Raw genomic sequence first — 21,603 nt, 5'->3', positions numbered from 1 at the left:
TCCGGTTCAGGAGCCGGCGGCGGAGGCGGGGGCGAAGGCTGCGGGGGCTGCGGGGGCTGCGGGGGCATCGTGGTTCCTCGGGCTGTGCGGTGGTACGGGGACGGGCGCGCCGCACAGGACGGCGCGCACCTGGGCGGCGTAGGTGTCCAGGCCCTCGGCACCGCTGCCGGGGAGCCCGGTGAGGCGGGGCAGCAGGTCGCCGAAGGCGTTGACCTCGCCGACGGCGAACCGCCGCCAGCCGACGGCCGGCAGCAGGTCGACGCCTACGCACAGGGTGCGCGGGAAGCAGGCGGCGGCCCGTTCGCAGACGGCGAGCAGGCGGCTCAGGTCGCCGCCCGCGGCCTCGACGGCGGCGCGGACCACCGCCAGGTCGCCCCGTTCGCCGCCGAGGTGGAGGTTGGTCAGCGGCGACCGGCTGGTGCGCACCACGGCGTGGGTGGCCCGCCCGGCCACGACCACGACCCGCAGGTCGCAACTGCGGCCGCCGAGGGCCGCCTTGGGCACCCAGCGTTCGAGGTGCAGCCCGTCCGGCGCGAGCGTGTCGACGACGGCGGCGATCTCCCGCTCGTCGTGCAGGACCCGCAGCCGCAGCGAGTTGAACAGCCGTCCGCCGTCGGCGCGTTCCACCGAGGTGGTGGCGCGGATCCGGCCTCCGGAGGCGGTCTCCACGGCCAGCACCCCGGAGGCCGAGGAGCCGTGGGCGAGCTTGAGGAACACCCGGGGCATGCCGTGCTCGCGCATCAGGGCGCGCGCGTCCTCCCAGCCGCGCACCGGCGCCGCCGACGCTCCGGAGGTCGGGGACGCGGGCACCGGGACCCCGGCCTCCCGGAGCACGGCGTGGCAGCGGCGCTTGTCGAAGAGCACCGCCAGTTCGTCCACGTCGTCCAGCCTCCGGCCGCCGGTGAGCGTGCGGGCGGCGGCGGTGAACCGCCGGTACCAGCGCGCCGAGCCCTCGACCCGGGTCGGGTCGGTGACGTCCCGCAGCAGGCGGTCGACCTCCGGGTTCTCCCCCGGCGAGTCGATCCGGACCGTCTCCCCGGGCCCGAACGCCGCCCCCGCGTCGCGGAGCACGTCCGCCCAGGGCACCACCCGCGGCGCGGGCAGCCCGGCGGAGCGCACGGCGGCGGAGAACAGCGCCACCCTGCGGTTCTCCGGGTTGCCCACGACCGCGAAGCGGGTCGACCGGATCACTCGGCCACGGCTATGTAGCGGTCGCCGTCCCTGTCGGAGCCGGCGCGGCCCTCACCGAGATCGACGACCACGCCGGCCGGCTCCAGCGCCTCGCGGAGCCGGGTCTGCATCTCCTGGCCGATGTAGTGGTGGTGCAGGTCCAGCTTCCTGAGGTGGGTCAGCGGCTGGCCGGCGAGCAGGGCGGCGGCGCCCTCGTCGGAGAGGGTGCCCATGGACAGGTCCAGCACCTCGAGCCGGGGCACGACGGCGGCTCCCGCCAGCGCCTCGGCGATCCGGTCCTGGATCACGCTGTTGCGCAGTGCCAGGTACCGCAGCGAGGGCAGCCGGGCGCCTTCGAGGATGGGCCGGAGGTCGCCGACCTCGGCGGTACCGCCGTACCAGTCCGAGCCGAGCCAGAGGTCGAGGTTCTCCAGCGCGGGGAAGTCGCAGGCCCCGACGGACCGGACGACCTCGGCGTCGAGCCCGCCGGTCTCCACGACCAGGCTCTCCAGCCGTTCGTGCCGCAGCGGCGGGAAGGCCAGTTCGTTGCCGCCGCGGACGCCGAACCAGCGCAGCTCGGGGAGGCTCCGCAGCAGCGGCGTGACGTCGGACTGCGTGATCCAGGAGATCTCCGACTCCTCGAAGGTCATGTCACCGACGAAGAGCGCGCGGAGTGCGGTGAGGCGGTCCGCGACCGCGACGATCGCCTCGACGACCTCCTTGTTGGACTCGTCGTAGGCGTCCGTCCACCCGCCGACGATCAGGGCGCGCACCCGTGAGAGGTCCACCGTGTCCGCGAACCGGGCGAAGGTCTCCGCCCACGATTCCGCCGATTCGTAGACCTCGACCGCGACGCGCCAGGCGACGGTCTCCGGCTCGGGAAGCCCGGTCTCCTCCCCCGCCTCCGGAAAGGTGAAGGCCGGCAGTCCGTACAGCTCGTCCAGATGGTCGTTGACGGTCATGCGCCTCTCCTGACGATCCCCGGTTCGAACGGCGGAATGCCGATCTGTCAGAAGTTCTACCAAGGGCCACCGACAGTGCCGACGCCGGGGACGGCCGGGGGCCGGGCGTTGTCGGTGGCGGCTCCTACTGTCGAAGACGTGTCCGGGTGACGAGCCCGGAGCTGCGGCGAGGGGAGAGCTCTGTGTACCGGCAGGGAGACGTGCTGATCGTGCCCGTCGAGGGGGCAGCGGTGCCGCGGCACGCGGTGGACGCCCCGGGCGAGCCCAGGGACGCGCGGGGTCGGCTGGTGCTGGCCCTGGGCGAGGTGACCGGCCACGCCCAGGCGGTGGTCGGCGCGGGCCGACTCGTCCGGGAGAGCGGGCCGTTCGGGCCGCTGCTGCTCCATCTCCCGGAAGGGGGACGGGTGGTGCACGAGGAGCACGCGGCGATACCGCTGCCCAAGGGGTGGTTCCGGGTGATCCGGCAGCGGGAGTACGTGCCCGGTTCCGTGCGGCTGGTCGCGGACTGAGCCGAGGCGGAGAAGAGCGGCAGAGGCGGAGCAGGGCGGGAGGACGGGAAGATGACGACGGACACCAGGGCCGCCGTGGCGGCCGGTCGGGTGGCGCGGTGGCGCGGCACGGCGGCGGGCACGGGGCCGGCGGACCGTGCGGCGGCGGAGGAGGGCCTGCGGCTGGCCTACGGCAGGGCCGGTCTGCCCGGGCCGGAGCGCGTGCTGTGGGCCGGCTCGCCGCGTGAGGCGATGCGGATGCTGCTCGAGGCCGAGGCGGGGGAACTCGGCCGAGGCGTGCGCGAGGCGGTGCGGACGGCGCCGTGGGCCGCGGAACGGGAGGCTCTCGCCGCGGAGTTGGGCCCGGCCGGCTGGAGCGCGCACTGGGCGGCGACGGGCGGGCGGCTGTGGGACACCACGCGCGTCCTGACCGACCGGATCACCGAGGCGGTGATCGACGACCTGTCCGGCGACGACGCGGCATCCCGGACCCGGATACGCCTGCTGATGCTCGACGCGGTGCTGGGGCAGCACGACGCGGCCTGGCTGGCCGCCTTCGACACGGACCGCGCGCCGCTGGACGGACTGGCCGCGGTGGCCCGGCACGCCGGCTGGTGGTGGCCCTACGAGCACGTGGCCGTCCTCTGCGAGCGGCCGGTGGAGCTGCACCGGGACGAGAACGGGCGGCTCGACCGGGGCGACGGGCCCGCCCTCGCGTTCCCGGACGGGTTCGCGCTGTACGCGTGGCGCGGCATGCCGGTGCCGGCGGAGTTCCTCTCCGGGCTGTCGTCGCTGACGCCGGAACGCATACGCGACGAGGAGAACGCCGAGCTGCGGCGGGTGATGCTGGAGCACTACGGGTACGACCGGTACCTCGCGGACTCCGGGGCGCGTCCGGTCCACCGGGACGAGACGGGGGTGCTGTGGCGGATCGAACTCCCCTCCGACGAACCGGTGGTGATGGTGGAGGTGGTCAACTCCACGGCGGAGCCGGACGGGACGTTCCGCACGTACTGGCTGCGGGTTCCGCCGCGGACCCGGACGGCGCGCGAGGGCGTCGCCTGGACCTTCGGGCTCGCCGCCGACGCGTACGCCCCCCTCCGCGAGACCTGACGGGCGGCCCGGCCCCCGCGGCGGGGGCCGGGTCCCCGGGTCAGGCGGCGGAGAGGGCGACCTTGAGGGCGCCCGTCTCCCCCGCGCGGCCGAACACGTCGTAGGCCTCGTCCATCTCGTGGAGCCCGAACCGGTGGGTGATGAACCCGCCGACGTCCAGTCCCCCGGAGGCGACCATCTTCAGCAGCGTCGGCGTGGTGCTGGTGTCGACCAGTCCCGTGGTGAGGGTGATGCCCTTGATCCACAGCTCCTCGAGGTGGAGCGTGACCGGCGCCCCGTGCACGCCCGCGTTGGCGATGTGGCCGCCGGGCCGCACGAGTTCGGCGCACTGCTCGAAGGTCGCCGGGATGCCCACCGCCTCGATGGTGACGTCCGCGCCGAGCCCCTCGGTCAGCTCCAGGACCTTGGCCTTGACGTCCTCCTCGGGCGAGAACGCCACGTCCGCCCCGTGCCGCAGCGCGGCCTCCCGCCGCTGCGCGGCCGGGTCGACGGCGATCACCCGGCGTGGGCCGAACAGCCTGGCGGTGGTCATCGCCGCCAGGCCGACCGGCCCGGCGCCCACCACCACGACCACGTCACCCGGTGAGACGCGGCCGTTGAGCACGCCGATCTCGTACGAGGTCGGCAGGATGTCGGCCAGCAGCAGCGCGTCCTCGTCCGAGACGCTCTCGGGCAGCTTGTAGGTGGAGGTGTCGGCGAACGGCACCCGCACGTACTCGGCCTGCACGCCGTCGATGAGGTGCCCGAGGATCCAGCTCCCGCCGCCGGTGCAGAGGCTGTAACGGGCCTCGCGGCAGAACCGGCAACGGGCGCAGGAGGTGATGCAGGAGATCAGCACCCGGTCGCCGGGGGCGACGTTGGTGACCGAGTCGCCCACGCTCTGCACGGTGCCGACGGCCTCGTGGCCGAGGATCCGGCCGTCCTTCACGGCCGGGACGTCGCCCTTGAGGATGTGCAGGTCGGTGCCGCAGATGGTGACCGCGTCGACCTTGATCACCGCGTCGGTGGGGTCCTGGACGACGGGGTCGGGGACGTCCTCCCAGGAACGCCTGCCGGGTCCGTGGAACACGAGCGCCTTCATGGATGTGGCCTCCTGAGCTCGGTCGGGGCGCCCCCCGATCCAGGCTAGGGACGGTCCGGCCCACCCGCACCCGGACCCGCGCGGCACCCGGCCCGCACGGCACCCGGCCCGTACGGCTCGCGGCCCCGCACCGGCACCGGCGCCGGCACCGGCGCACGCGAAACCGCGCCCGCGCGGCGCCGTCACCCCCGCAGCGGCGCCCGCCACACCCGTCGCGTGCCCCCGCCGGGCGTCCGCTCGACGGTCGGCTCCCCGCCGATCCCCCGGGCCCGCTCCGCCAGGTCCTCCGGCCCGCCCGGCGGGGTCCGCCCGGGAGGACCGGCACCGTCGTCGGTGACCGACAGGGTGACCCGCCCGCCGGACGTCTCCAGCGCCACGTCGGCCCGGCGGGCCCCGCCGCGCCGGGCGACGTCGGCCAGCGCCTCGGTGAGCACGGCGACCACCTGGTCCGCGAGGGCCGCGGGGACATCGTTGTCGACCAGGCCCTCGGTCCGGACGCCGGGCGTGAACCCCAGCTCCCGCGCCGCGTCGGCGACGGTCCGCACCACCCGGGAGCGGAGTCCGGCGCCGGTGACGTCGTCGCGGGAGCGCAGTCCGAAGATGGCCGACCGGATGATCTTGATGGTCTCGTCGAGGTCGTCGACCGCCTGCATCACCCGTTCGGACGCCTCGGGGTGGTCGATGAAACGGCCCGCGCTCTGCAGCGTCATGCCGGTGGCGAAGAGCCGCTGGATGGCCAGGTCGTGCAGGTCGCGGGCGATCCGGTCGCGGTCCTGGAGCATGGCGATCTGTTCGGCCTCGCGGCGCCGGTCGGCCAGCTCCATCGCCACCGCCGCCTGCGCGGCGAAGCCCTGGAGGGACTCGATCTCGGTCGCGTTGAAGGCGCTGCGGCCGGTCTCCCGCACCAGCAGCACGACACCGCGCACGTCGGCGGCGCCGCTGCCGATGGGCAACGCGACCGCCGGCCCCATCCCGGCCGTCCTGGGCAGCGCGGAGAGCGCCTTCGCGTCCTTGGAGACGTCGTGCACCACCACCGGCCGGCCGGTGGCGAAGGCCCTTCCGATCAGGCTGTCGTCCTGGGCCGGCACCAGCCCGCGGTACTCCTCGGCGTCCTCTCCGAAGGCCAGCTCCAGCACCAGCGACCCGGTCCCCTCCACCGGCACCGCGACGACGGCGATCTGCGCGCCGGTGACCTCGTGCGCCCGCTCGGCGATCAGCGCCAGCGCCTCGCCGCGGTCGCTGCCGGACATCAGGCTGCGGGTGATCTCCGCGCTGGCCCGCAGCAGCCGCTGGCGCAGCAGCGACTCCTCGTAGAGCCGGGCGTTGTCGATGGCCACCCCGGCCGCGACGGCGAGGGTGGAGAGCACGGCGACGTCCTCGTCGTCGAACTTCTGCCCGTTGCCCTTCTCGGTCAGGTAGAGGTTGCCGAAGACCTTGTCGCGGACCCGGATCGGTACGCCGAGGAAGCTCTCCATGGCCGGGTGGTTGGTCGGGAAGCCGAAGGACTCGGGGTGGTCGGAGAGCCGGTCCAGGCGCAGCGGCTCGGGGTGCCGGACGAGCTGGCCGAGGATGCCGTGCCCGGCGGGGAAGCTGGCGATCTGCGCGATGCGGTCCTCGTCGACGCCGACCATGTAGAAGGAGGAGAGCCCCTCCCCGTCGGGGGTGAGGACGCCGAGGGCGCCGTACCGGGCGTCGACCAGGACGGTGGCGGACTCCACGACGCCGCGCAGCACCTGTTCCAGGTCGAGCTCGCGGCCGACCGAGAGCACCGCCTCCAGCAGGCTGTGGATGCGGTCCCGGGTGCCGCGGGCCGCCTGGAGACGGCCCTGGAGCTCGTCCAGCAGGTCGTCCAGGCGCAGGTGGGGCAGCCTCACCTCGCGGGTCGGGTCGTCCACGTCGTCCACCGCTGTGTCCTCCCCGTCGGCCTGCGGTCCGCCCGCCGTGACCGCATATGCCAACGGTAGCGGCCGGGCAGGCGCACACGGTACGGGGTGCGCGGATCGCCGACAAGATCGGTTCACGGGCCGGTGCGGCGCACCGGAACGGACCCGAAGCGGACCGAAGCGGACCGAGGTGGACCGAAGCGGACCGAGGCGGACCACGGCGAACCCGAAGCGCTGCCGAGGTGGGCCGGGGCGGACCCGAGGCGGACCCGAGGGCAGCCGCGCGGCGGACCTCCCGCGCCGGGGTCTACCGGTGCCCGTCGCGGAGCTGTGTGGCGATGACGGCGGCCTGGACCCGCCGCTCCACGCCCAGCTTGGCCAGCAGCCGGGAGATGTGGTTCTTGACCGTCTTCTCGGCGAGGAAGAGCCGCTCGCCGATCTGCCGGTTGGTGAGTCCCTCGCCGATCAGGTCCAGGATCTCCCGCTCCCGCTCGGTGAGGTCGGGCAGCCGCTGACCGGCGGGCCGGCGGTTCTCCTCGCCGCGCAGGCGGCGCATCAGCCGCGCGGTCGCCGAGGGGTCGAGCAGCGAGCGCCCGGCGGCCACCGCGCGGACCGCGGCGACCAGGTCGGAGCCCTGGATCTGCTTGAGCACGTACCCGGCCGCACCGGCCATCACGGAGTCCAGCAGCGCCTCGTCGTCGTCGAAGGAGGTGAGCATCAGGCAGGCGAGGTCCGGCATGCGGGAGCGCAGCTCCCGGCATACGCTCACCCCGTCGCCGTCGGGCAGCCGGACGTCCAGCACGGCCACGTCCGGGCGGAGCGCGGGAGCCCGGACGAGGGCCTGGGCCACCGTGGCGGCCTCGCCGACCACGGTCACGTCCGGCTCGTCGTTCAGGAGGTCGTGCACCCCGCGCCTGACCACCTCGTGGTCGTCGAGAAGAAAGACCCGGATCGGGCTCGCGGGGCCGGCCGGCCGGCTGTCCGCCATCGGTTGCTCCTTGTCGTTCGGCAGGGTGTCCCACAACGATCATCCCTCGGTCCCGGACCGACGGGCCAGGGCCGGTCGGCCCCGCCCGGGGACCACGCGGCCCACGGATCCCGCGACGCGGCCCGCGGAGCCCCGTGCGGAGCCGCCCGCAGAGCCCGTACGACGCAGAGCCCGTACGACATCGAGGGAGCAGCGCCATGGTCCGTTACGTCTACGACTTCGCGGAGGGCGGCCGGGAGATGGCCGGCCTGCTCGGCGGCAAGGGGTCGAACCTGGCCGAGATGACCCGGATGGGCCTGCCGGTGCCGCCCGGTTTCGTGATCAGCACGGAGGCCTGCCGGGCGTTCCTGGCCACCGGGTCGGAGCCGGACGGGATGGCCGAGGAGGTGGCCCGCCACCTGGCGGCCGTGGAGGAGTCGGCCGGCCGGACGCTGGGCCGGGCGGACGATCCGCTGCTGCTGTCGGTGCGCTCCGGGGCCCGGTTCTCGATGCCGGGCATGATGGAGACCATTCTCGACGTCGGTCTCAACGACGAGTCGGTGCACGGCCTGGCCCGGGTCTCCGGCAGCGCGCGGTTCGCCTGGGACTCCTACCGGCGGCTGCTGCAGATGTTCGGGGCGACGGTGATGGGGGCGCCGGCGGCCCGTTTCGAGGAGGCGCTGGACGCCCTGAAGCGGGCCCGCGGGGCGCGCAGCGACCTGGACCTGGACGCAGACGACCTGGCGGAGCTGGCGGACACCTACAAGGACGCCGTCCTCCGGGAGACCGGCGAGGCGTTCCCCCAGTCCCCCGCCGAGCAGCTGCGCCGCGCGATCCTCGCGGTGTTCGAGTCCTGGAACGGGGAGCGGGCGCGGCTCTACCGGCGGCGCGAGCGCATCCCGGACGATCTCGGCACGGCGGTCACCGTGCAGCGGATGGTCTTCGGCAACCTGGGGCCGGACTCGGGCAGCGGCGTGGCCTTCACCCGTGACCCGGCGACCGGCAGGCCGGGGGTCTACGGCGACTACCTGCCCGACGCGCAGGGCGAGGACGTGGTGTCCGGCATCCGCAACACGGTGCCGCTGGCCGACCTCGAACGGCTGGACCCCGCCTCGTACCGGCGGCTGCTGGAGATCATGGAGACCCTGGAGCGGCACTACCGGGACCTCTGCGACATCGAGTTCACCATCGAGCGCGGCCGGCTCTGGATGCTGCAGACCCGGGTCGGCAAGCGGACCGCGGAGGCGGCGTTCGCGATCGCGGACGCGCTGGTGGAGGAGGGACTGATCGACCGCCGGGAGGCACTGTCCCGGGTGAGCGGCGAGGGGCTGGCCCGGCTGATGTTCCCCCGCTTCGACGCGGAGCGCACGCCCGAACCGCTGGCCCGCGGGGTCGCCGCCTCACCGGGGGCGGCGGTCGGGGCGGTGGTCTTCGACTCGGCGGAGGCGGCGCGGCGGGCGGCGGCCGGCGAGAAGGTGGTGCTGGTCCGCCAGGAGACCAACCCCGACGACCTGCCCGGCATGGTGGCCGCGCAGGCGATCCTCACCAGCCGGGGCGGCAAGACCAGTCACGCGGCGGTGGTGGCCCGGGGCATGGGCAAGGTCTGCGTGTGCGGGGCGGAGGAGCTGACGGTGGACACCGCGCGCCGTCGCGCGACCGCGCCGGACGGCACGGTCCTCGACGAGGGCCGGGTGGTGTCGGTGGACGGCTCCTCCGGCGCGGTGTACCTCGGTGAGGTTCCGCTGGTGCCCTCCGAGGTGATGCGCCGCCTGGAGGCGGGAGAGGACGGCGCGGCGGCCGGGGACGGCCTGGTGGGGGCGGTGACCCGGGCACTCGAGCAGGCGGACGCGGTCCGGCGGCTGGAGGTGCGGGCCAACGCGGACACGCCGGAGGACGCGGCGCGCGCCCGCCGCTTCGGGGCGCGGGGCATCGGCCTGTGCCGGACGGAGCACATGTTCCTGGGCGAGCGGCGGCATCTGGTGGAGGAGATGATCCTGGCGCGCACCCCCGAGGAGCGGGACCGGGCACTGGACGCGCTGCTGCCGCTCCAGACCGACGACTTCACGCGCATCCTGGAGGCCATGGACGGTCTGCCGGTCACCATCCGGCTGCTCGACCCGCCGCTGCACGAGTTCCTGCCCGACCGGGTCGAGCTGGCGGTGCGGGTGGCCACCGCCACGGCGCGCGGGGAGCGGCCCGGGCAGCGCGACACGGAGCTCCTGGAGGCCGTCGACCGGATGCACGAGGACAACCCGATGATGGGCCTGCGCGGCGTCCGGCTGGGTCTGGCGGTCCCCGGTCTGGTGGCGATGCAGGTGCGGGCGGTGGCCTCCGCGGTGGTGGCGCGCACCCGGGCCGGCGGCGATCCCCGCGCGGAGATCATGGTGCCGCTGGTCGGTGACGTCGAGGAGCTCAGGCTGGTGAGGGCCGAGGTGGAGCGGGTGCTGGCCGAGGTGCGTGCGGAGTCCGGCGTGCCGGTGGACTGCCCGGTCGGCACCATGATCGAGCTGCCGCGCTCCGCGCTGACCGCCGGTCCGATCGCCGGGGAGGCCGCGTTCTTCTCCTTCGGCACCAACGACCTCACCCAGACCACCTGGGGGTTCTCCCGCGACGACGTCGAGTCGGAGTTCTTCCCCGCCTACATCGACCGCGGCGTCTTCGCCGTCTCCCCCTTCGAGACGCTGGACGAGGAGGGGGTGGGCCGGCTGGTGCGGATCGCCGTCGAGGAGGGGCGGAGGGCGCGGCCCGGCCTGCAGATCGGGGTCTGCGGCGAGCACGGCGGCGACCCGGCGTCCGTCCACTTCTTCCACTCGGCGGGGCTGGACTACGTCTCCTGCTCCCCGTTCCGGGTGCCGGTGGCCCGGCTGGAGGCGGGCCGCGCGGCCCTCGGCGACGAGACCGACGCAGCGGACGGGGCCGACGGCACCGACAGGGCCGACCAGGCCGACCAGGCCGACCAGGCCAGGGGAGCCGACGGTGCCGATGGTGGCCGCAGGGACAGCGGTGACGGCGGTGACCGCAGCGACCCCAGCGACCGCGGTGGCGGCGGTGACCCCGCCGCCGGAAGGTGACGGAAGGTGACGCCGTGGCCTTGGCCGGGGCCGAAGGACCCTGGCGTACGGGTGTGGCGCCCTGTTGCATGGGGAGCCCGACCACCCGGTCCGCGCCAGGCCCCGGCCCCGACCTCTGGACACGCCCATGCACCTCGACAAGGCCACCCCGCGCACCGCGACGGCGAGCGGTGGCGGTCCCGCCGAGCCCTCCCCGGGCGCCGGGCCCCACCGCCCCGAGGCCCTCGGCCCCGAACTCCGTCCCGAGGCCCGCCGGAGCATTCCCCTCGACGCGGCGGAGGCGCTGCGGCTGATGGCGACCGTGTCGCTGGGCCGCCTGGTCTTCACCCGGCAGGCGCTGCCGACCGTCCGCCCGGTCAGCCATCTGCTGGACGACGGTCACATCGTCATCCGCACCCCGGACGCCGCGGCGCTGCTGCCCCGGGGTCTGCCGGACGGCGGGCCCGGCGTGGTGGTGGCGTACGAGGCGGGCTCCCTCGACCCGCGGACCCACCTGGGCTGGAGCGTCTCGGTCACCGGCTACGCGCTGCCGGTGGAGGACGCCGGGGACCTGGAGCGCTACCGGTCCCTGCTGCGTCCGCTGGGCCCGCCGCACGCCCAGCGCCCGGTGCGGATCCGCCCCGAACTGATCAACGGGGTGCTGCTGGTCCGGGAGGACGGCGGCGCCGACTGACCGGCACCGGCCCACCGGGCCGCCCGCGGCGCAACGTGGTCGCAACCTCGGACCCGCTGGGATGGCGGCATGGACGACGACACCGCACGTGTGGAGCTCACCGAGGAGGCGGCCCGCCTGGTGCGGCGGCTGAGCGAGCGGCACGGGCCCCTGATGTTCCACCAGTCCGGGGGCTGCTGCGACGGCAGCGCCCCGATGTGCTACCCGGAGGGCGAGTTCCGCACCGGGGACTCCGACGTCCGCCTCGCCGAGCTGCGCGTCGACGGCGTGGAGCGGCCGGTCGGGTTCTGGATGTCCCGCTCCCAGTACGAGGTCTGGCGGCACACCCGGCTGATCGTGGACGTCGTCCCCGGCCGGGGCAGCGGTTTCTCGCTGGAGGCCCCGGAGGGCGTCCGCTTCCTGATCCGCTCCCGCCTGCTCTGAGGACCGGGCGGCACCGACGTTCCGTACCCGTCGGGCCCCGCGCCGGTCATGGTCCGCGCAGGAACCTTCCGCGCGCTCACGTTCGGCGCGCTCACCTTCCGCGCGGTCACGGATGGAGGCCGCTGACGATCTCCGTCGTGGCGGCGAGGCCGTTGTGGATGGTGGGGGCCATGCTGGTGCCGGCCAGGCAGAACCCGAGCAGCACGCAGATCGTGGCGTGCGAGAGCTTGAGCGATCCGCAGCGCAGCAGGATGGCGGCCAGGATCAGCAGCAGGACCACCACAGAGATGGAAATGGCCATCAGGAAATCTCCTCCACTGCGCGCCCGTTTCACGGCTTTCGGCCGCAAGTGTGGCGCAAGGGGAGGAACGGGCCGGTGGTTGACGTGTCCGCCGAACGTGTGGTGTCCCCCGGGCGGGAGACGGCGGGCCGGGTGAACGGCCCGCCGTCCCGGACCGTTCCTAGGCCGACGGCCCCGGCAGGTCGACCAGTGCGGCCAGGCGTTCCTTGTGCCGTCCGGCGGCGCCGTAGGCGAGGGAGTCGGCCTTGGCGCGCTTGAGGTAGAGGTGCGTCGGGTGCTCCCAGGTCATGCCGATGCCGCCGTGGAGCTGCACCGCCTCCTCGGCCGCGTGGACGGCGACCCGGCTCCCGTACACCTGGGCGACGGCGACCGCCACCTCGGCGTCCGCGCTGCCGGCCGCCAGCGCGTCGGCGGCGTTGCGGGCGGTGGCGCGGAGGTTGACCACCTCCAGCCAGATCGCGGCCAGCCGGTGCTTGAGCGCCTGGAAGCCGCCGACCTGCCGGTTGAACTGCCGGCGTTCCTTGAGGTAGCCGACCGTCCCGGTCAGCACCCGCTCGGCGACGCCGAGCTGCTCGGAGGCGAGCAGCCCCGCCCCGGCCCGCAGGGCGCGCGCGACGGCGCCGGAGGCGTCGTCCCCGACGCGCGAGGCGGCGGCCCCGGCGAGGGTGACGGTGTCCACCGGCCGCGTCAGGTCGAGGGAGACCCGCGGGGTGACGGTGACGCCGTCGGCCGCCGTGTCGACCGCGTACAGGGCGCCGTCCTCGCCGGGGACCAGCAGCACGTCGGCGGCCCGGGCGTCGGCGACGCCGGTGAACGCGCCGTGGAGCGCGCCGTTCCCGACCCGGGCGGCGCGCGGGGTGTCGCCGGGGGCGGTGGTCAGGGCGACGGCGAGGACGCCGACCGTCCGGCCGGAGGCCAGGGCGGCGAGCAGCCGGTCCGCCTCCTCGCCGGAGCAGGCCAGCAGGGCCTCGGTGGCCACGACGGCGCTGGTCAGGTACGGCACCGGCGCGACGGCGCGGCCGAGTTCCTCCAGCACGACGGCCGCCTCCCGGTGGCCGGCGCCCTGGCCGCCGCGTTCCTCGGGGACGAGCAGGCCGGCCAGGCCCATGTCCTCGGCGAGGCTCTTCCACAGCGTCCGGTCGTGCGGTTCGCCGGACTCGGTGCGGGCGAGCACGGCGGACTGCTCGCACCGGTCGGAGAGCAGGTCGCGGACGGCGGCGCGGAGGTCTTCCTCCTCCTGCGAGTACAGCAGGTCCGGGGTGGTGGCGGGGGCGCTCATCGGGCCAGGTCCTTCCAGGCGACGTCCTTGTCGGTGCGCGGTTCGCCGGGCAGGCCCAGCACGCGTTCGGCGACGATGTTCAGCAGGACCTCGCTGGTCCCGCCCTCGATGCTGTTGCCCTTGGCGCGCAGGTAGCGGTATCCGGCGTCGCGGCCGGTGAAGTCGACCTTGTCGGGACGGACCATCGTCCAGTCCTCGTACAGCAGGCCTTCCTCGCCGAGGAGTTCCACCTCGAGTCCGCTGATCAGCTGGTTGAGGCGGGCGAAGCCCAGCTTCATCCCGGCGCCCTCGGGGCCGGGCTGTCCGGCGACCAGCTGCTGGCGCAGCCGCGCGCCGGTGAGGCGGGCCGCCTCGGCCTCCACCCACAGGTCGAGCAGCCGCTGGTGGAGGTCGTGGGTGCGCAGCTCCGGCCGTTCGCGCCAGGTGGCGGCGACCTTGCCGATCATGCCGCCCTCGCGGGGGATCGGCGAGCCGCCGATGGCGACGCGCTCGTTGTTGAGGGTGGTCTGCGCGACCCGCCAGCCGTCGCCGACCTCGCCGAGGCGGCGGTCGTCGGGGATGCGGACGCCGCTGAGGAACACCTCGTTGAACTCGGCCTCGCCGGTGATCTGCCGCAGCGGGCGGACCTCGACGCCGGGGTCGGTCATGTCGCAGACGAAGTAGGTGATGCCGCGGTGCTTGGGCACGTCCGGGTCGGTGCGGGCGATCAGGATGGCCCAGCGGGCGATGTGGGCGCTGGACGTCCACACCTTCTGGCCGTCGACCACCCAGTCCTCGCCGTCCCGCACGGCGCGCGTACCGAGGGCGGCGAGGTCGGATCCGGCGCCGGGCTCGCTGAAGAGCTGGCACCAGACCTCCTCGCCGAGCCACAGCGGGCGCAGGAAGCGCCGCTTCTGTTCCTCGGTGCCGTACTGGAGGATGGTCGGCGCGGCCATGCCGAGGCCGATGCCGATCCGGCGCGGGTCGTTGTCGGGAGCCCCGGCGGCGGCCAGCTCGGCCTCCACCACGGACTGCAGGGTGCGCGGCAGGCCGAGGCCGCCGAGGCCCTCGGGGAAGTGGACCCAGGCCAGGCCGGCGTCGAAGCGGGCCTCCAGGAAGGCCTTGCGGTCGGTGGTGGCGGGCGGGTGCGCGGCCAGGAGGTCCCGGGTCAGGCGGCGCAGGTCGTCGGCGCCGGTCATGCCGCGGCTCCGTTCTCCAGCGAGGGGACGACCACGACCCGGCCGGTGGTGGCGCCTTCCCAGACCCGCTGCACGGCGTCGGCGGCTCCGCTCAGCGGCACCCGCTCGCTCACCAGCGGCCGGACGGCGCCGTTGGCGGCCAGCTCGGTCAGCTGCTCGTGGCAGTGCTGGACCAGCTTCGGGTTCTTGGTGTTGTACAGGCCCCAGTGCAGGCCGAGGATGGAGTAGTTCTTCACCAGCGCGTGGTTGAGGGCGGCGTTCGGGATGGTGCCGCTGGCGAAGCCGACGACCACGATGCGGCCCTCGAAGGCGACCACCTTGGTGGACTGCCGGAACGCCTCGCCGCCCACCGGGTCGTAGATCACGTCGGCGCCCCGGCCGCCGGTGACCTCCTTGACGGTGGCGATCACGTCCTGGGACTTGCGGTCGATCACCACGTCGCAGCCCAGCTCGCGGGCGACGGCGGCCTTCTCCTCGCCGCCCACCACGCCGATGACGGTGGCCCCGGCGGCCTTGCCGAGCTGGACGGCGGCGGTGCCGACGCCGCCGGAGGCGGCGTGCACCAGCAGGGTCTCGCCGGCCTGGAGCGCGGCGCGCCGGTGCAGGCCGAACCAGCCGGTCTGGTAGCCGATGTGCAGCGCCGCGGCCTCCGCGTCGTCGAGCGCCTCCGGGGCGGGGAGCAGGCCGCGGGCGTCGGCGAGGGCGTACTCGGCGAAGCCTCCGTGCGGCAGCGCGGCGGTCGCCAGGACCCGCCGGCCGTCCTCCGTCTCCCCGCAGAACTCCAGGCCGGGGGTGAAGGGCAGCGGGGGCCGCACCTGGTACTCGCCCCGGCACATCAGGGCGTCGGGGAAGTTGACGTTGGCGGCGCGCACCTTGAGCAGGACCTGGCCGTCCCCCGGCCGGGGCGGTTCGGCCTCCACCGGGCGCATCACCTCGCGGGGTGCGCCGTTCTCGTGCACGTGCCATGCCTGCATGGTGGGCCTCCCACGGGTGCCGGTGTTCTTGCCGACGTCGCCGACCGTCGGGCGTCGTCGCTTCGTCCCGCGCGCATACTAAGCGGTCGCTTGATCCCAGGGAACCCTCCGGGACGAGGAACCGCCGGGCGGGATGAGCGGGCTCCCGCTGGGAACCTGGACGGCATGTTGCTGGTGCGTGTTGCCGCCGTGTCGCGCGAGGTCGCCGCCACCTCCTCACGATCCCGCAAGAAGGCGCTGCTCGCCGGGTTGTTCCGGGAGGCGGAGCCCGAGGACGTGCCCGTGGTGATCCCCTACCTGGCGGGCCGCCTGCCCCAGGGCCGGCTGGGCGTCGGCTGGAAGACCCTCGGCGCCCCCGTCCCGCCCGCGGTGGAGCCCTCCCTCACGGTGCTCGGCACCGACCGTGAGCTGAGCGCGCTGAAGTCCGTCTCCGGACCCGGCGCGCAGGCCGAACGCGCCCGCCTGGTCACCTCGCTCATGTCGCGCGCCACCGAGGAGGAGCAGGCCTTCCTGGTCGCCCTGCTCACCGGCGAGGTCCGCCAGGGAGCGCTGGACGCCGCCGCCGCGGACGGTCTCGCCGAGGCGTCCGGCGCCGCCCCGGAGGACGTCCGCAGGGCGGTGATGCTGGCCGGCGGGCTCGCCCCGGTCGCCGAGGCGCTGCTGGCCGACGGCCCGCCCGCCCTGGACCGCTTCCGCCTGACCGTGGGCCGTCCGGTGCTGCCGATGCTCGCGCAGAGCGCCGCCTCGGTCACCGAGGCGGTCGCCCGGCTGGGCGGCGCGGCCGCCGTCGAGGAGAAGCTGGACGGCATCCGCGTGCAGGTCCACCGCGACGGCGACACGGTGCGCGTCTTCACCCGCACCCTGGACGACATCACCGACCGCCTCCCCGAGGTGGTCGCCGCCGCCCACGAGCTGGGCGGCGAGCGGCTCATCCTGGACGGCGAGGTGATCGCCCTGGACGAGCGGGACCGCCCCCGCCCCTTCCAGGAGACCGCCGGGCGGATCGGTTCCCGCACCGACGTGGCCACCGCCGCCCGCGCGGTGCCGGTGTCCCCCGTCTTCTTCGACGTCCTCCACGTGGACGGCCGCGACCTGCTGGACCTGCCGTTCGCCGAGCGCCACGCCGAACTGGCCCGGCTGACGCCCGAGCCGCGGCGGGTGCGGCGGCTCGTGGTGGAGGGGCCCGGGGAGGCCGCCGAGGCGGAGCGGTTCCTCGCCGCCACGCTCGAGCGCGGCCACGAGGGCGTGGTCGTCAAGTCGCTGGACACCCCCTACAGCGCCGGCCGCCGCGGGGCGGGCTGGCTGAAGGTGAAGCCGGTGCACACCCTGGACCTGGTGGTGCTCGCGGCGGAATGGGGTCACGGACGGCGGGCCGGGAAGCTCTCCAACCTGCACCTGGGCGCCCGCACCGCCGACGGCGGCTTCGCGATGCTCGGCAAGACCTTCAAGGGCATGACCGACGAACTGCTCCGCCGGCAGACCGAGCGCTTCCAGGAACTGGCCGTGGAGCACCACCCCTGGGGCGTCACCGTCCGCCCCGAGCAGGTGGTGGAGATCGCCTACGACGGCATCCAGCGCTCGAGCCGCTATCCGGCGGGCGTCGCCCTCCGCTTCGCCCGGGTGCTGCGCTACCGGGACGACAAGCCGGCCTCCGAGGCCGACACCGTGGAGACCCTGCTCGCCGCGCACCCCGGGGTCGTGCCGTGAGCGGTCCCCGCAGCGCCGGGCTGCTGCTGCACCGCCGGGGCGCGGACGGCCGCGTCGAGGTGCTGCTGGGCCACATGGGCGGCCCGTTCTTCGCCCGGCGCGAGGCCGGCGCCTGGACGATCCCCAAGGGGGAGTACGACGAGGACGAGGAGCCGTGGGCGGCGGCGCGGCGCGAGTTCCGGGAGGAGCTGGGGCTGGAGCCGCCGGACGGCCCCGCCGTGCCGCTGGGCGAGGTCCGCCAGGCGGGCGGCAAGAGGGTGACGGTCTGGGCGGTGGAGGCGGACCTGGACCCCGCGGCCGTCGTACCGGGCACCTTCGAGCTGGAGTGGCCGCGCGGATCGGGGCGCACGCGCGTCTTCCCCGAGCTCGACCGCGTCGCCTGGCTGCCCGTCGACCGGGCGGCCGGCCTGGTCGTGAAGGCGCAGGCGGAGTTTCTCCGCCGCCTCGCTGAGCACTCGCACGGGAGCGAACCGCACAGCGAGTGAGGAGTTGGTCGGGCATGCCCATCGCCACCGTGAACCCGGCGACCGGTGAGACGGTCCGGACGTTCGACGCCATCGACGCGGACGAGGTGGAGCGCAGGCTCGCCGCGGCCGACGCGGCCTTCCGGTCCTACCGGACCACCTCCTTCGCGGAGCGCTCACGGCTGCTGCACCGCGCCGCCGACCTGCTGGAGGCGGAGTCCGAGGAGATCGCCCGGACGGTCACCACCGAGATGGGCAAGCCGGTCGGGCAGGCCCGCGCGGAGGCCGCCAAGTGCGTCAAGGCGATGCGCTGGTACGCGGACCGCGCCGAGGCGCTGCTGGCCGACGAGCACCCGGACCCGGCCGACGTGGCGGACTCCGGCGGCTCACGGGCGGTGGTCCGCTACCGGCCGATGGGCCCGGTGCTGGCCGTGATGCCGTGGAACTTCCCGCTCTGGCAGGTGGTCCGGTTCGCCGCGCCCGCCCTGATGGCCGGCAACGTCGGCCTGCTCAAGCACGCGTCGAACGTCCCGCAGACCGCCCTCTACCTGGACGGCCTGTTCCGCCGGGCCGGCTTCCCGGAGGGCTGTTTCCAGACGTTGCTGATCGGCTCCGCCGACGTCGAGAAGGTCGTGCGGGACCCGCGGGTGCGGGCCGCCACCCTCACCGGCAGCGAGCCCGCCGGGCGCGCGGTGGCCGCCGCCGCCGGCGACGAGATCAAGCACACGGTGCTGGAGCTGGGCGGCAGCGACCCGTACGTGGTGATGCCCTCCGCCGACCTGGACCGGGCGGCCGAGGTGGCCGTCACCGCGCGCACCCAGAACGCCGGCCAGTCCTGCATCGCCGCCAAGCGGTTCGTCGTGCACGCCGACGTCTACGACGCCTTCGCCGAACGGTTCGTCGCGGGCATCCGCGCCCTGCGGACCGGCGACCCGCTGGAGGAGTCCACCGACGTGGGCCCGCTCTCCTCCGAGAAGGGCCGCGCCGACCTCGAGGAACTGGTCGACGACGCGGTGGCGCAGGGCGCCGAGGTGCTCTGCGGCGGCCGCCGCCCCGACCGGCCGGGCTGGTTCTACGAGCCGACGGTGCTGGCCGGCATCACCCCCGAGATGCGCGTCCACCGCGAGGAGACCTTCGGCCCGGTGGCCACCCTGTACCGGGCGGCCGACCTGGACGAGGCGGTCGCCATCGCCAACGACACGTCGTTCGGGCTGAGTTCCAACGTCTGGACGGACGACGAGGCGGAGGTCGAACGCTTCGCCCGGGACCTGGAGGCGGGCGGGGTCTACGTCAACGGGATGACCGCCTCGCATCCGGCGTTCCCGTTCGGCGGAGTGAAGCGGTCCGGCTACGGACGGGAGCTTTCCGGCCACGGGATCCGGGAGTTCTGCAACATCACCACCGTTTGGCACGGAGCGTGACCCTTACGGGTCTACCATCCCCTTTGTGAACCGCGAAGTGACACTCCCCCTGATCGTCGACAACCGCGGCACGTTGCAGGTGGCGGCCGCCGATGTCAGCAAGTTGCTGCGTACGGTCGGCGGGCGGTGGTTGCGGCTGGTCGAGGACGGCCGGGACGACCTGGACGAGGACACCGTGGCGGCGCTGACCATCGAACTCGCCAAGCTGGCCGACCGGATCGACGTGGCCTGCATCGCCCACAGCAGCGACCGCCCCTGACGTCCGCCCCTCGTCCGTCCCTCGCCCGTCGCCCTCCCGTCGCCCGCCCGTCCCCGCCTGCGCGCCGCCGCCACCCCGCCGCCGCCCGGCCGGACCGCCGCCCGGCCGCTCCGCTCGCTACCCGTCGACCAGCGCGTCCCAGAACCCGGCCTCGTAGGCACGCAGCAGGCGGCCGTGCCTCCGCACGGCCGCCTCGTCGATCCGCCCCGCCTCGGCCCACTCCTGGACGGCGGCCAGCACCGTCCGCTCGTGCTCCGGGGACGGTGCGGCGAACAGGTCGAAGAAGGCGCACGCCCTGTCGTCCAGCCCGTAGTGCTCCCGCAGACCCGTCGCGATCCGGCCGCAATAGCCGCCCCACGCGGCGAAGTTGGCGGCCAGTGCCAGCACGGTGCCGGCCGGGGCGGCGTTGAGCGCCAGCCAGGCGACGAAGGCCGGGTAGGCCTGGCAGCCGGGCCGCAGGGCATCACCGTCCCCGTCCCCGTCGCCCGTCCGGTCCGCCCGTCGCGCGTGCGCGCCCGCGCCTGAGCCGGGGCCGGGGCCGACTCCGCCCTCCCGGCCGTCCCTGGCCCCGCCGCGCCCCCACCGGGACCCGCTCCCGCCGCTGCCGTCGCCGCCACCGTTCCCGCCGCCCAGGCCGCTCACGCCGTCGCCGCCGCTGCCGCCGACCGCGCCGACCGCGCGGGCGAAGTCCTCGAGCCGCGCCGCGGCCACCTCCTCGCCGCGTGCCAACTCGGCGTAGTAGGCGGCGCACCGGGGCATCCCGGCCGCGCGTTCGGCGAGCCGCAGGAAGGCCCGCCGGTCGGCCGCGACCACCGCCCGCTCCTCCAGCGCCAGCGCCCGCAGCAGCTCCAGGGGGGCCTCGCCCCGTTCGACCAACGGCACCGCACGGTTCGCCGCGGGGTCGGGCGCGAACTCCGCCCTGGCCCTCTCCAGCAGTTCCCCGGCCGTCCAGCGCCCCATCCCGCTCTCCCGTCCTCGCTCCTGCCGTCACCCTTCCCCGGTTGGACCACCACCGCGCGATTTCCGCGCCCCGGCGGGTGAGGCTGGGGGATGCACCGCCACACCCCCACGAAAGCAGGTGCGCCCACATGGCCACGTTGTGCAAACCCTCGGTGTCCGTGCCGGAGCACGTGATCACCATGGAGGAGACGCTCGAACTGGCGCGCTCCCGTCACCATGACCACCCGCAACTACCCCTCGCCCTGCGGCTGATCGAGAACACCGGGGTCCGCACCCGGCACATCGTGCAGCCGATCGAGGAGACCCTGAAGCACCCCGGCTTCGCGGACCGCAACAAGATCTACGAGGCCGAGGCCAAGTCCCGTGTCCCCGCCGTCGTACGGGAGGCCCTGGACAACGCCGAGGTCCGGCCGGAAGACATCGACGTCATCCTGTACGTCTCGTGCACGGGCTTCATGATGCCCTCGATGACGGCCTGGCTGATCAACGAGATGGGCTTCCCGTCCACCACGCGGCAGATACCGATCGCCCAGCTCGGCTGCGCGGCCGGCGGAGCCGCCGTCAACCGGGCACACGACTTCTGCACCGCCTACCCGGAGGCCAACGCGCTGATCGTGGCGTGCGAGTTCTGCTCGCTCTGCTACCAGCCCACCGACCTCGGTGTCGGCTCCCTGCTGTCCAACGGCCTGTTCGGCGACGGCATCGCCGCGGCCGTGGTCCGCGGACGGGGCGGCACCGGCATGCGCCTGGAGCGCAACGGCTCGTACCTGATCCCGAGGACCGAGGACTGGATCTCGTACGACGTCCGGGCGACCGGCTTCCACTTCCTGCTGGACAAGCGGGTGCCCGGCACGATGGAGCCGCTGGCCCCCGCCCTGCACGACCTGGCCAGGGCCCACAACTGGAACGCCTCCGACCTGGACTTCTACATCATCCACGCCGGCGGGCCGCGCATCCTCGACGACCTGAGCAAGTACCTGCGCGTCGAGCCGCACGCCTTCCGGTTCAGCCGCGCCACCCTCACCGAGTACGGGAACATCGCCAGCGCCGTCGTCCTGGACGCGCTGCGCCGCATGTTCGAGGAGGGCGGGGCCGAGGACGGCGCCCGCGGCATGCTGGCCGGCTTCGGGCCCGGCATCACCGCGGAGATGTCCATCGGCAGCTGGCAGGTCGACAGCACCTCGACGGCACGGAACGCGGCGGACCGGTCGCTGGGGGTGCCGGCGTGA

Annotated in this window: 20 protein-coding genes; 10 read left to right on the top strand and 10 right to left on the bottom strand. The window is 74.7% G+C overall.

Annotated features, from left to right (window positions below):
- Positions 1 to 6: 6 nt before the first annotated feature.
- Together ABZ836_RS18590 and ABZ836_RS18585 are read right to left on the bottom strand one after the other, a co-directional pair.
- Positions 7 to 1,191, bottom strand: a complete 1,185-nt coding sequence (locus tag ABZ836_RS18590) for an STM4014 family protein (protein WP_361143449.1) — start codon at positions 1,189 to 1,191, stop codon at positions 7 to 9.
- The gene (locus tag ABZ836_RS18585; RefSeq protein WP_361143446.1) at positions 1,188 to 2,132 is read right to left on the bottom strand and encodes an STM4015 family protein; all 945 of its coding nucleotides are present in this window, start codon (positions 2,130 to 2,132) and stop codon (positions 1,188 to 1,190) included. Before ABZ836_RS18585 ends, ABZ836_RS18590 begins: the two co-directional genes overlap by 4 nt.
- A 182-nt stretch (positions 2,133 to 2,314) precedes the next feature.
- Between ABZ836_RS18585 and ABZ836_RS18580 the strand changes: the two genes are divergently transcribed.
- Together ABZ836_RS18580 and ABZ836_RS18575 are read left to right on the top strand one after the other, a co-directional pair.
- Positions 2,315 to 2,641, top strand: coding sequence for a hypothetical protein (locus ABZ836_RS18580; protein WP_361143443.1), 327 nt, complete (start codon positions 2,315 to 2,317; stop codon positions 2,639 to 2,641).
- A 51-nt stretch (positions 2,642 to 2,692) separates the two neighbouring features.
- A complete protein-coding gene (locus tag ABZ836_RS18575; protein WP_356134759.1) occupies positions 2,693 to 3,733 on the top strand; it encodes a DUF6745 domain-containing protein in 1,041 nt (346 codons plus the stop codon).
- Positions 3,734 to 3,773: 40 nt separating this feature from the next.
- Here the strand turns inward: ABZ836_RS18575 and ABZ836_RS18570 are convergent, their stop codons facing one another.
- The 3 genes from ABZ836_RS18570 to ABZ836_RS18560 all read right to left on the bottom strand — a co-directional run bounded on the left by ABZ836_RS18570 (position 3,774) and on the right by ABZ836_RS18560 (position 7,685).
- A complete protein-coding gene (locus ABZ836_RS18570) occupies positions 3,774 to 4,814 on the bottom strand; it encodes an alcohol dehydrogenase catalytic domain-containing protein (protein ID WP_361143440.1) in 1,041 nt (346 codons plus the stop codon).
- Positions 4,815 to 4,996: 182 nt separating this feature from the next.
- Complete coding sequence (locus ABZ836_RS18565) at positions 4,997 to 6,718, bottom strand: GAF domain-containing protein (protein ID WP_361143437.1); 1,722 nt, start codon at positions 6,716 to 6,718, stop codon at positions 4,997 to 4,999.
- 286 nt (positions 6,719 to 7,004) lie between these two features.
- Positions 7,005 to 7,685 carry a response regulator transcription factor gene (locus tag ABZ836_RS18560; RefSeq protein WP_356134753.1) on the bottom strand — a complete coding sequence of 227 codons (681 nt, stop codon included), beginning with the start codon at positions 7,683 to 7,685 and terminating at the stop codon, positions 7,005 to 7,007.
- 197 nt (positions 7,686 to 7,882) lie between these two features.
- On the opposite strand from ABZ836_RS18560, the gene ppdK reads away from it, so the two are divergent.
- The 3 genes from ppdK to ABZ836_RS18545 all read left to right on the top strand — a co-directional run bounded on the left by ppdK (position 7,883) and on the right by ABZ836_RS18545 (position 11,831).
- Positions 7,883 to 10,735 (top strand): pyruvate, phosphate dikinase, encoded by a 2,853-nt coding sequence (ppdK, locus tag ABZ836_RS18555; protein ID WP_361143434.1) that lies wholly within the window; start codon positions 7,883 to 7,885, stop codon positions 10,733 to 10,735.
- Between the two features lie 127 nt (positions 10,736 to 10,862).
- Positions 10,863 to 11,408 (top strand): pyridoxamine 5'-phosphate oxidase family protein, encoded by a 546-nt coding sequence (locus ABZ836_RS18550; protein WP_356134749.1) that lies wholly within the window; start codon positions 10,863 to 10,865, stop codon positions 11,406 to 11,408.
- A gap of 69 nt (positions 11,409 to 11,477) precedes the next feature.
- Positions 11,478 to 11,831 carry a DUF779 domain-containing protein gene (locus ABZ836_RS18545; protein WP_356134747.1) on the top strand — a complete coding sequence of 118 codons (354 nt, stop codon included), beginning with the start codon at positions 11,478 to 11,480 and terminating at the stop codon, positions 11,829 to 11,831.
- Positions 11,832 to 11,937: 106 nt separating this feature from the next.
- On the opposite strand, the gene ABZ836_RS18540 is transcribed toward ABZ836_RS18545, so the two are convergent.
- From ABZ836_RS18540 to ABZ836_RS18525, 4 genes are all read right to left on the bottom strand, one after another.
- The gene (locus ABZ836_RS18540; RefSeq protein ID WP_356134745.1) at positions 11,938 to 12,132 is read right to left on the bottom strand and encodes a hypothetical protein; all 195 of its coding nucleotides are present in this window, start codon (positions 12,130 to 12,132) and stop codon (positions 11,938 to 11,940) included.
- Positions 12,133 to 12,292: 160 nt separating this feature from the next.
- Complete coding sequence (locus ABZ836_RS18535) at positions 12,293 to 13,411, bottom strand: acyl-CoA dehydrogenase family protein (RefSeq protein WP_361143430.1); 1,119 nt, start codon at positions 13,409 to 13,411, stop codon at positions 12,293 to 12,295.
- A complete protein-coding gene (locus ABZ836_RS18530) occupies positions 13,408 to 14,589 on the bottom strand; it encodes an acyl-CoA dehydrogenase family protein (protein WP_356134741.1) in 1,182 nt (393 codons plus the stop codon). The genes ABZ836_RS18535 and ABZ836_RS18530 overlap by 4 nt, the downstream gene beginning before the upstream one ends.
- On the bottom strand, positions 14,586 to 15,563 hold the full coding sequence (locus tag ABZ836_RS18525; protein ID WP_356134739.1) for an NADPH:quinone oxidoreductase family protein: 978 nt from the start codon (positions 15,561 to 15,563) through the stop codon (positions 14,586 to 14,588). The genes ABZ836_RS18530 and ABZ836_RS18525 overlap by 4 nt, the downstream gene beginning before the upstream one ends.
- A 165-nt stretch (positions 15,564 to 15,728) precedes the next feature.
- On the opposite strand from ABZ836_RS18525, the gene ABZ836_RS18520 reads away from it, so the two are divergent.
- Genes ABZ836_RS18520 through ABZ836_RS18505 form a run of 4 tightly spaced genes read left to right on the top strand, consistent with a single transcriptional unit; the run spans position 15,729 to position 19,414 of the window.
- Positions 15,729 to 17,270: an ATP-dependent DNA ligase gene (locus ABZ836_RS18520; protein ID WP_361143427.1), complete on the top strand. Its 1,542-nt coding sequence runs from the start codon at positions 15,729 to 15,731 to the stop codon at positions 17,268 to 17,270.
- Entirely contained in the window at positions 17,267 to 17,755 is a 489-nt protein-coding gene (locus ABZ836_RS18515; RefSeq protein ID WP_356134736.1) for an NUDIX domain-containing protein, read from the top strand. Before ABZ836_RS18520 ends, ABZ836_RS18515 begins: the two co-directional genes overlap by 4 nt.
- A 14-nt stretch (positions 17,756 to 17,769) precedes the next feature.
- Positions 17,770 to 19,155 carry an NADP-dependent succinic semialdehyde dehydrogenase gene (locus ABZ836_RS18510; RefSeq protein ID WP_356134734.1) on the top strand — a complete coding sequence of 462 codons (1,386 nt, stop codon included), beginning with the start codon at positions 17,770 to 17,772 and terminating at the stop codon, positions 19,153 to 19,155.
- 25 nt (positions 19,156 to 19,180) lie between these two features.
- Positions 19,181 to 19,414, top strand: a complete 234-nt coding sequence (locus tag ABZ836_RS18505; RefSeq protein ID WP_356134732.1) for a DUF6213 family protein — start codon at positions 19,181 to 19,183, stop codon at positions 19,412 to 19,414.
- Positions 19,415 to 19,531: 117 nt separating this feature from the next.
- Here ABZ836_RS18505 and ABZ836_RS18500 read toward each other — a convergent pair whose 3' ends face one another.
- Positions 19,532 to 20,374 carry a transcriptional regulator gene (locus tag ABZ836_RS18500; RefSeq protein WP_361143422.1) on the bottom strand — a complete coding sequence of 281 codons (843 nt, stop codon included), beginning with the start codon at positions 20,372 to 20,374 and terminating at the stop codon, positions 19,532 to 19,534.
- Positions 20,375 to 20,502: 128 nt separating this feature from the next.
- On the opposite strand from ABZ836_RS18500, the gene ABZ836_RS18495 reads away from it, so the two are divergent.
- Positions 20,503 to 21,603, top strand: a complete 1,101-nt coding sequence (locus ABZ836_RS18495) for a type III polyketide synthase (protein WP_356134729.1) — start codon at positions 20,503 to 20,505, stop codon at positions 21,601 to 21,603.

This window comes from Streptomyces sp. NPDC047130 (assembly GCF_040643475.1).
In the GTDB taxonomy this organism is placed as follows: Bacteria; Actinomycetota; Actinomycetes; order Streptomycetales; family Streptomycetaceae; genus Streptomyces.
This window is presented reverse-complemented; position numbering and strand designations above follow the sequence as displayed.

Bases quoted from the DNA above. Each gene is read 5' to 3' on its own strand.
- ABZ836_RS18585 (WP_361143446.1), bottom strand. From the start codon at position 2,132: ATGACCGTCAACGACCATCTGGACGAGCTGTACGGACTGCCGGCCTTC.
- ABZ836_RS18575 (WP_356134759.1), top strand. From the start codon at position 2,693: ATGACGACGGACACCAGGGCCGCCGTGGCGGCCGGTCGGGTGGCGCGG.
- ABZ836_RS18570 (WP_361143440.1), bottom strand. From the start codon at position 4,814: ATGAAGGCGCTCGTGTTCCACGGACCCGGCAGGCGTTCCTGGGAGGAC.
- ABZ836_RS18560 (WP_356134753.1), bottom strand. From the start codon at position 7,685: ATGGCGGACAGCCGGCCGGCCGGCCCCGCGAGCCCGATCCGGGTCTTT.
- ppdK (WP_361143434.1), top strand. From the start codon at position 7,883: ATGGTCCGTTACGTCTACGACTTCGCGGAGGGCGGCCGGGAGATGGCC.
- ABZ836_RS18550 (WP_356134749.1), top strand. From the start codon at position 10,863: ATGCACCTCGACAAGGCCACCCCGCGCACCGCGACGGCGAGCGGTGGC.
- ABZ836_RS18545 (WP_356134747.1), top strand. From the start codon at position 11,478: ATGGACGACGACACCGCACGTGTGGAGCTCACCGAGGAGGCGGCCCGC.
- ABZ836_RS18540 (WP_356134745.1), bottom strand. From the start codon at position 12,132: ATGGCCATTTCCATCTCTGTGGTGGTCCTGCTGCTGATCCTGGCCGCC.
- ABZ836_RS18535 (WP_361143430.1), bottom strand. From the start codon at position 13,411: ATGAGCGCCCCCGCCACCACCCCGGACCTGCTGTACTCGCAGGAGGAG.
- ABZ836_RS18530 (WP_356134741.1), bottom strand. From the start codon at position 14,589: ATGACCGGCGCCGACGACCTGCGCCGCCTGACCCGGGACCTCCTGGCC.
- ABZ836_RS18525 (WP_356134739.1), bottom strand. From the start codon at position 15,563: ATGCAGGCATGGCACGTGCACGAGAACGGCGCACCCCGCGAGGTGATG.
- ABZ836_RS18520 (WP_361143427.1), top strand. From the start codon at position 15,729: ATGTTGCTGGTGCGTGTTGCCGCCGTGTCGCGCGAGGTCGCCGCCACC.
- ABZ836_RS18510 (WP_356134734.1), top strand. From the start codon at position 17,770: ATGCCCATCGCCACCGTGAACCCGGCGACCGGTGAGACGGTCCGGACG.
- ABZ836_RS18500 (WP_361143422.1), bottom strand. From the start codon at position 20,374: ATGGGGCGCTGGACGGCCGGGGAACTGCTGGAGAGGGCCAGGGCGGAG.
- ABZ836_RS18495 (WP_356134729.1), top strand. From the start codon at position 20,503: ATGGCCACGTTGTGCAAACCCTCGGTGTCCGTGCCGGAGCACGTGATC.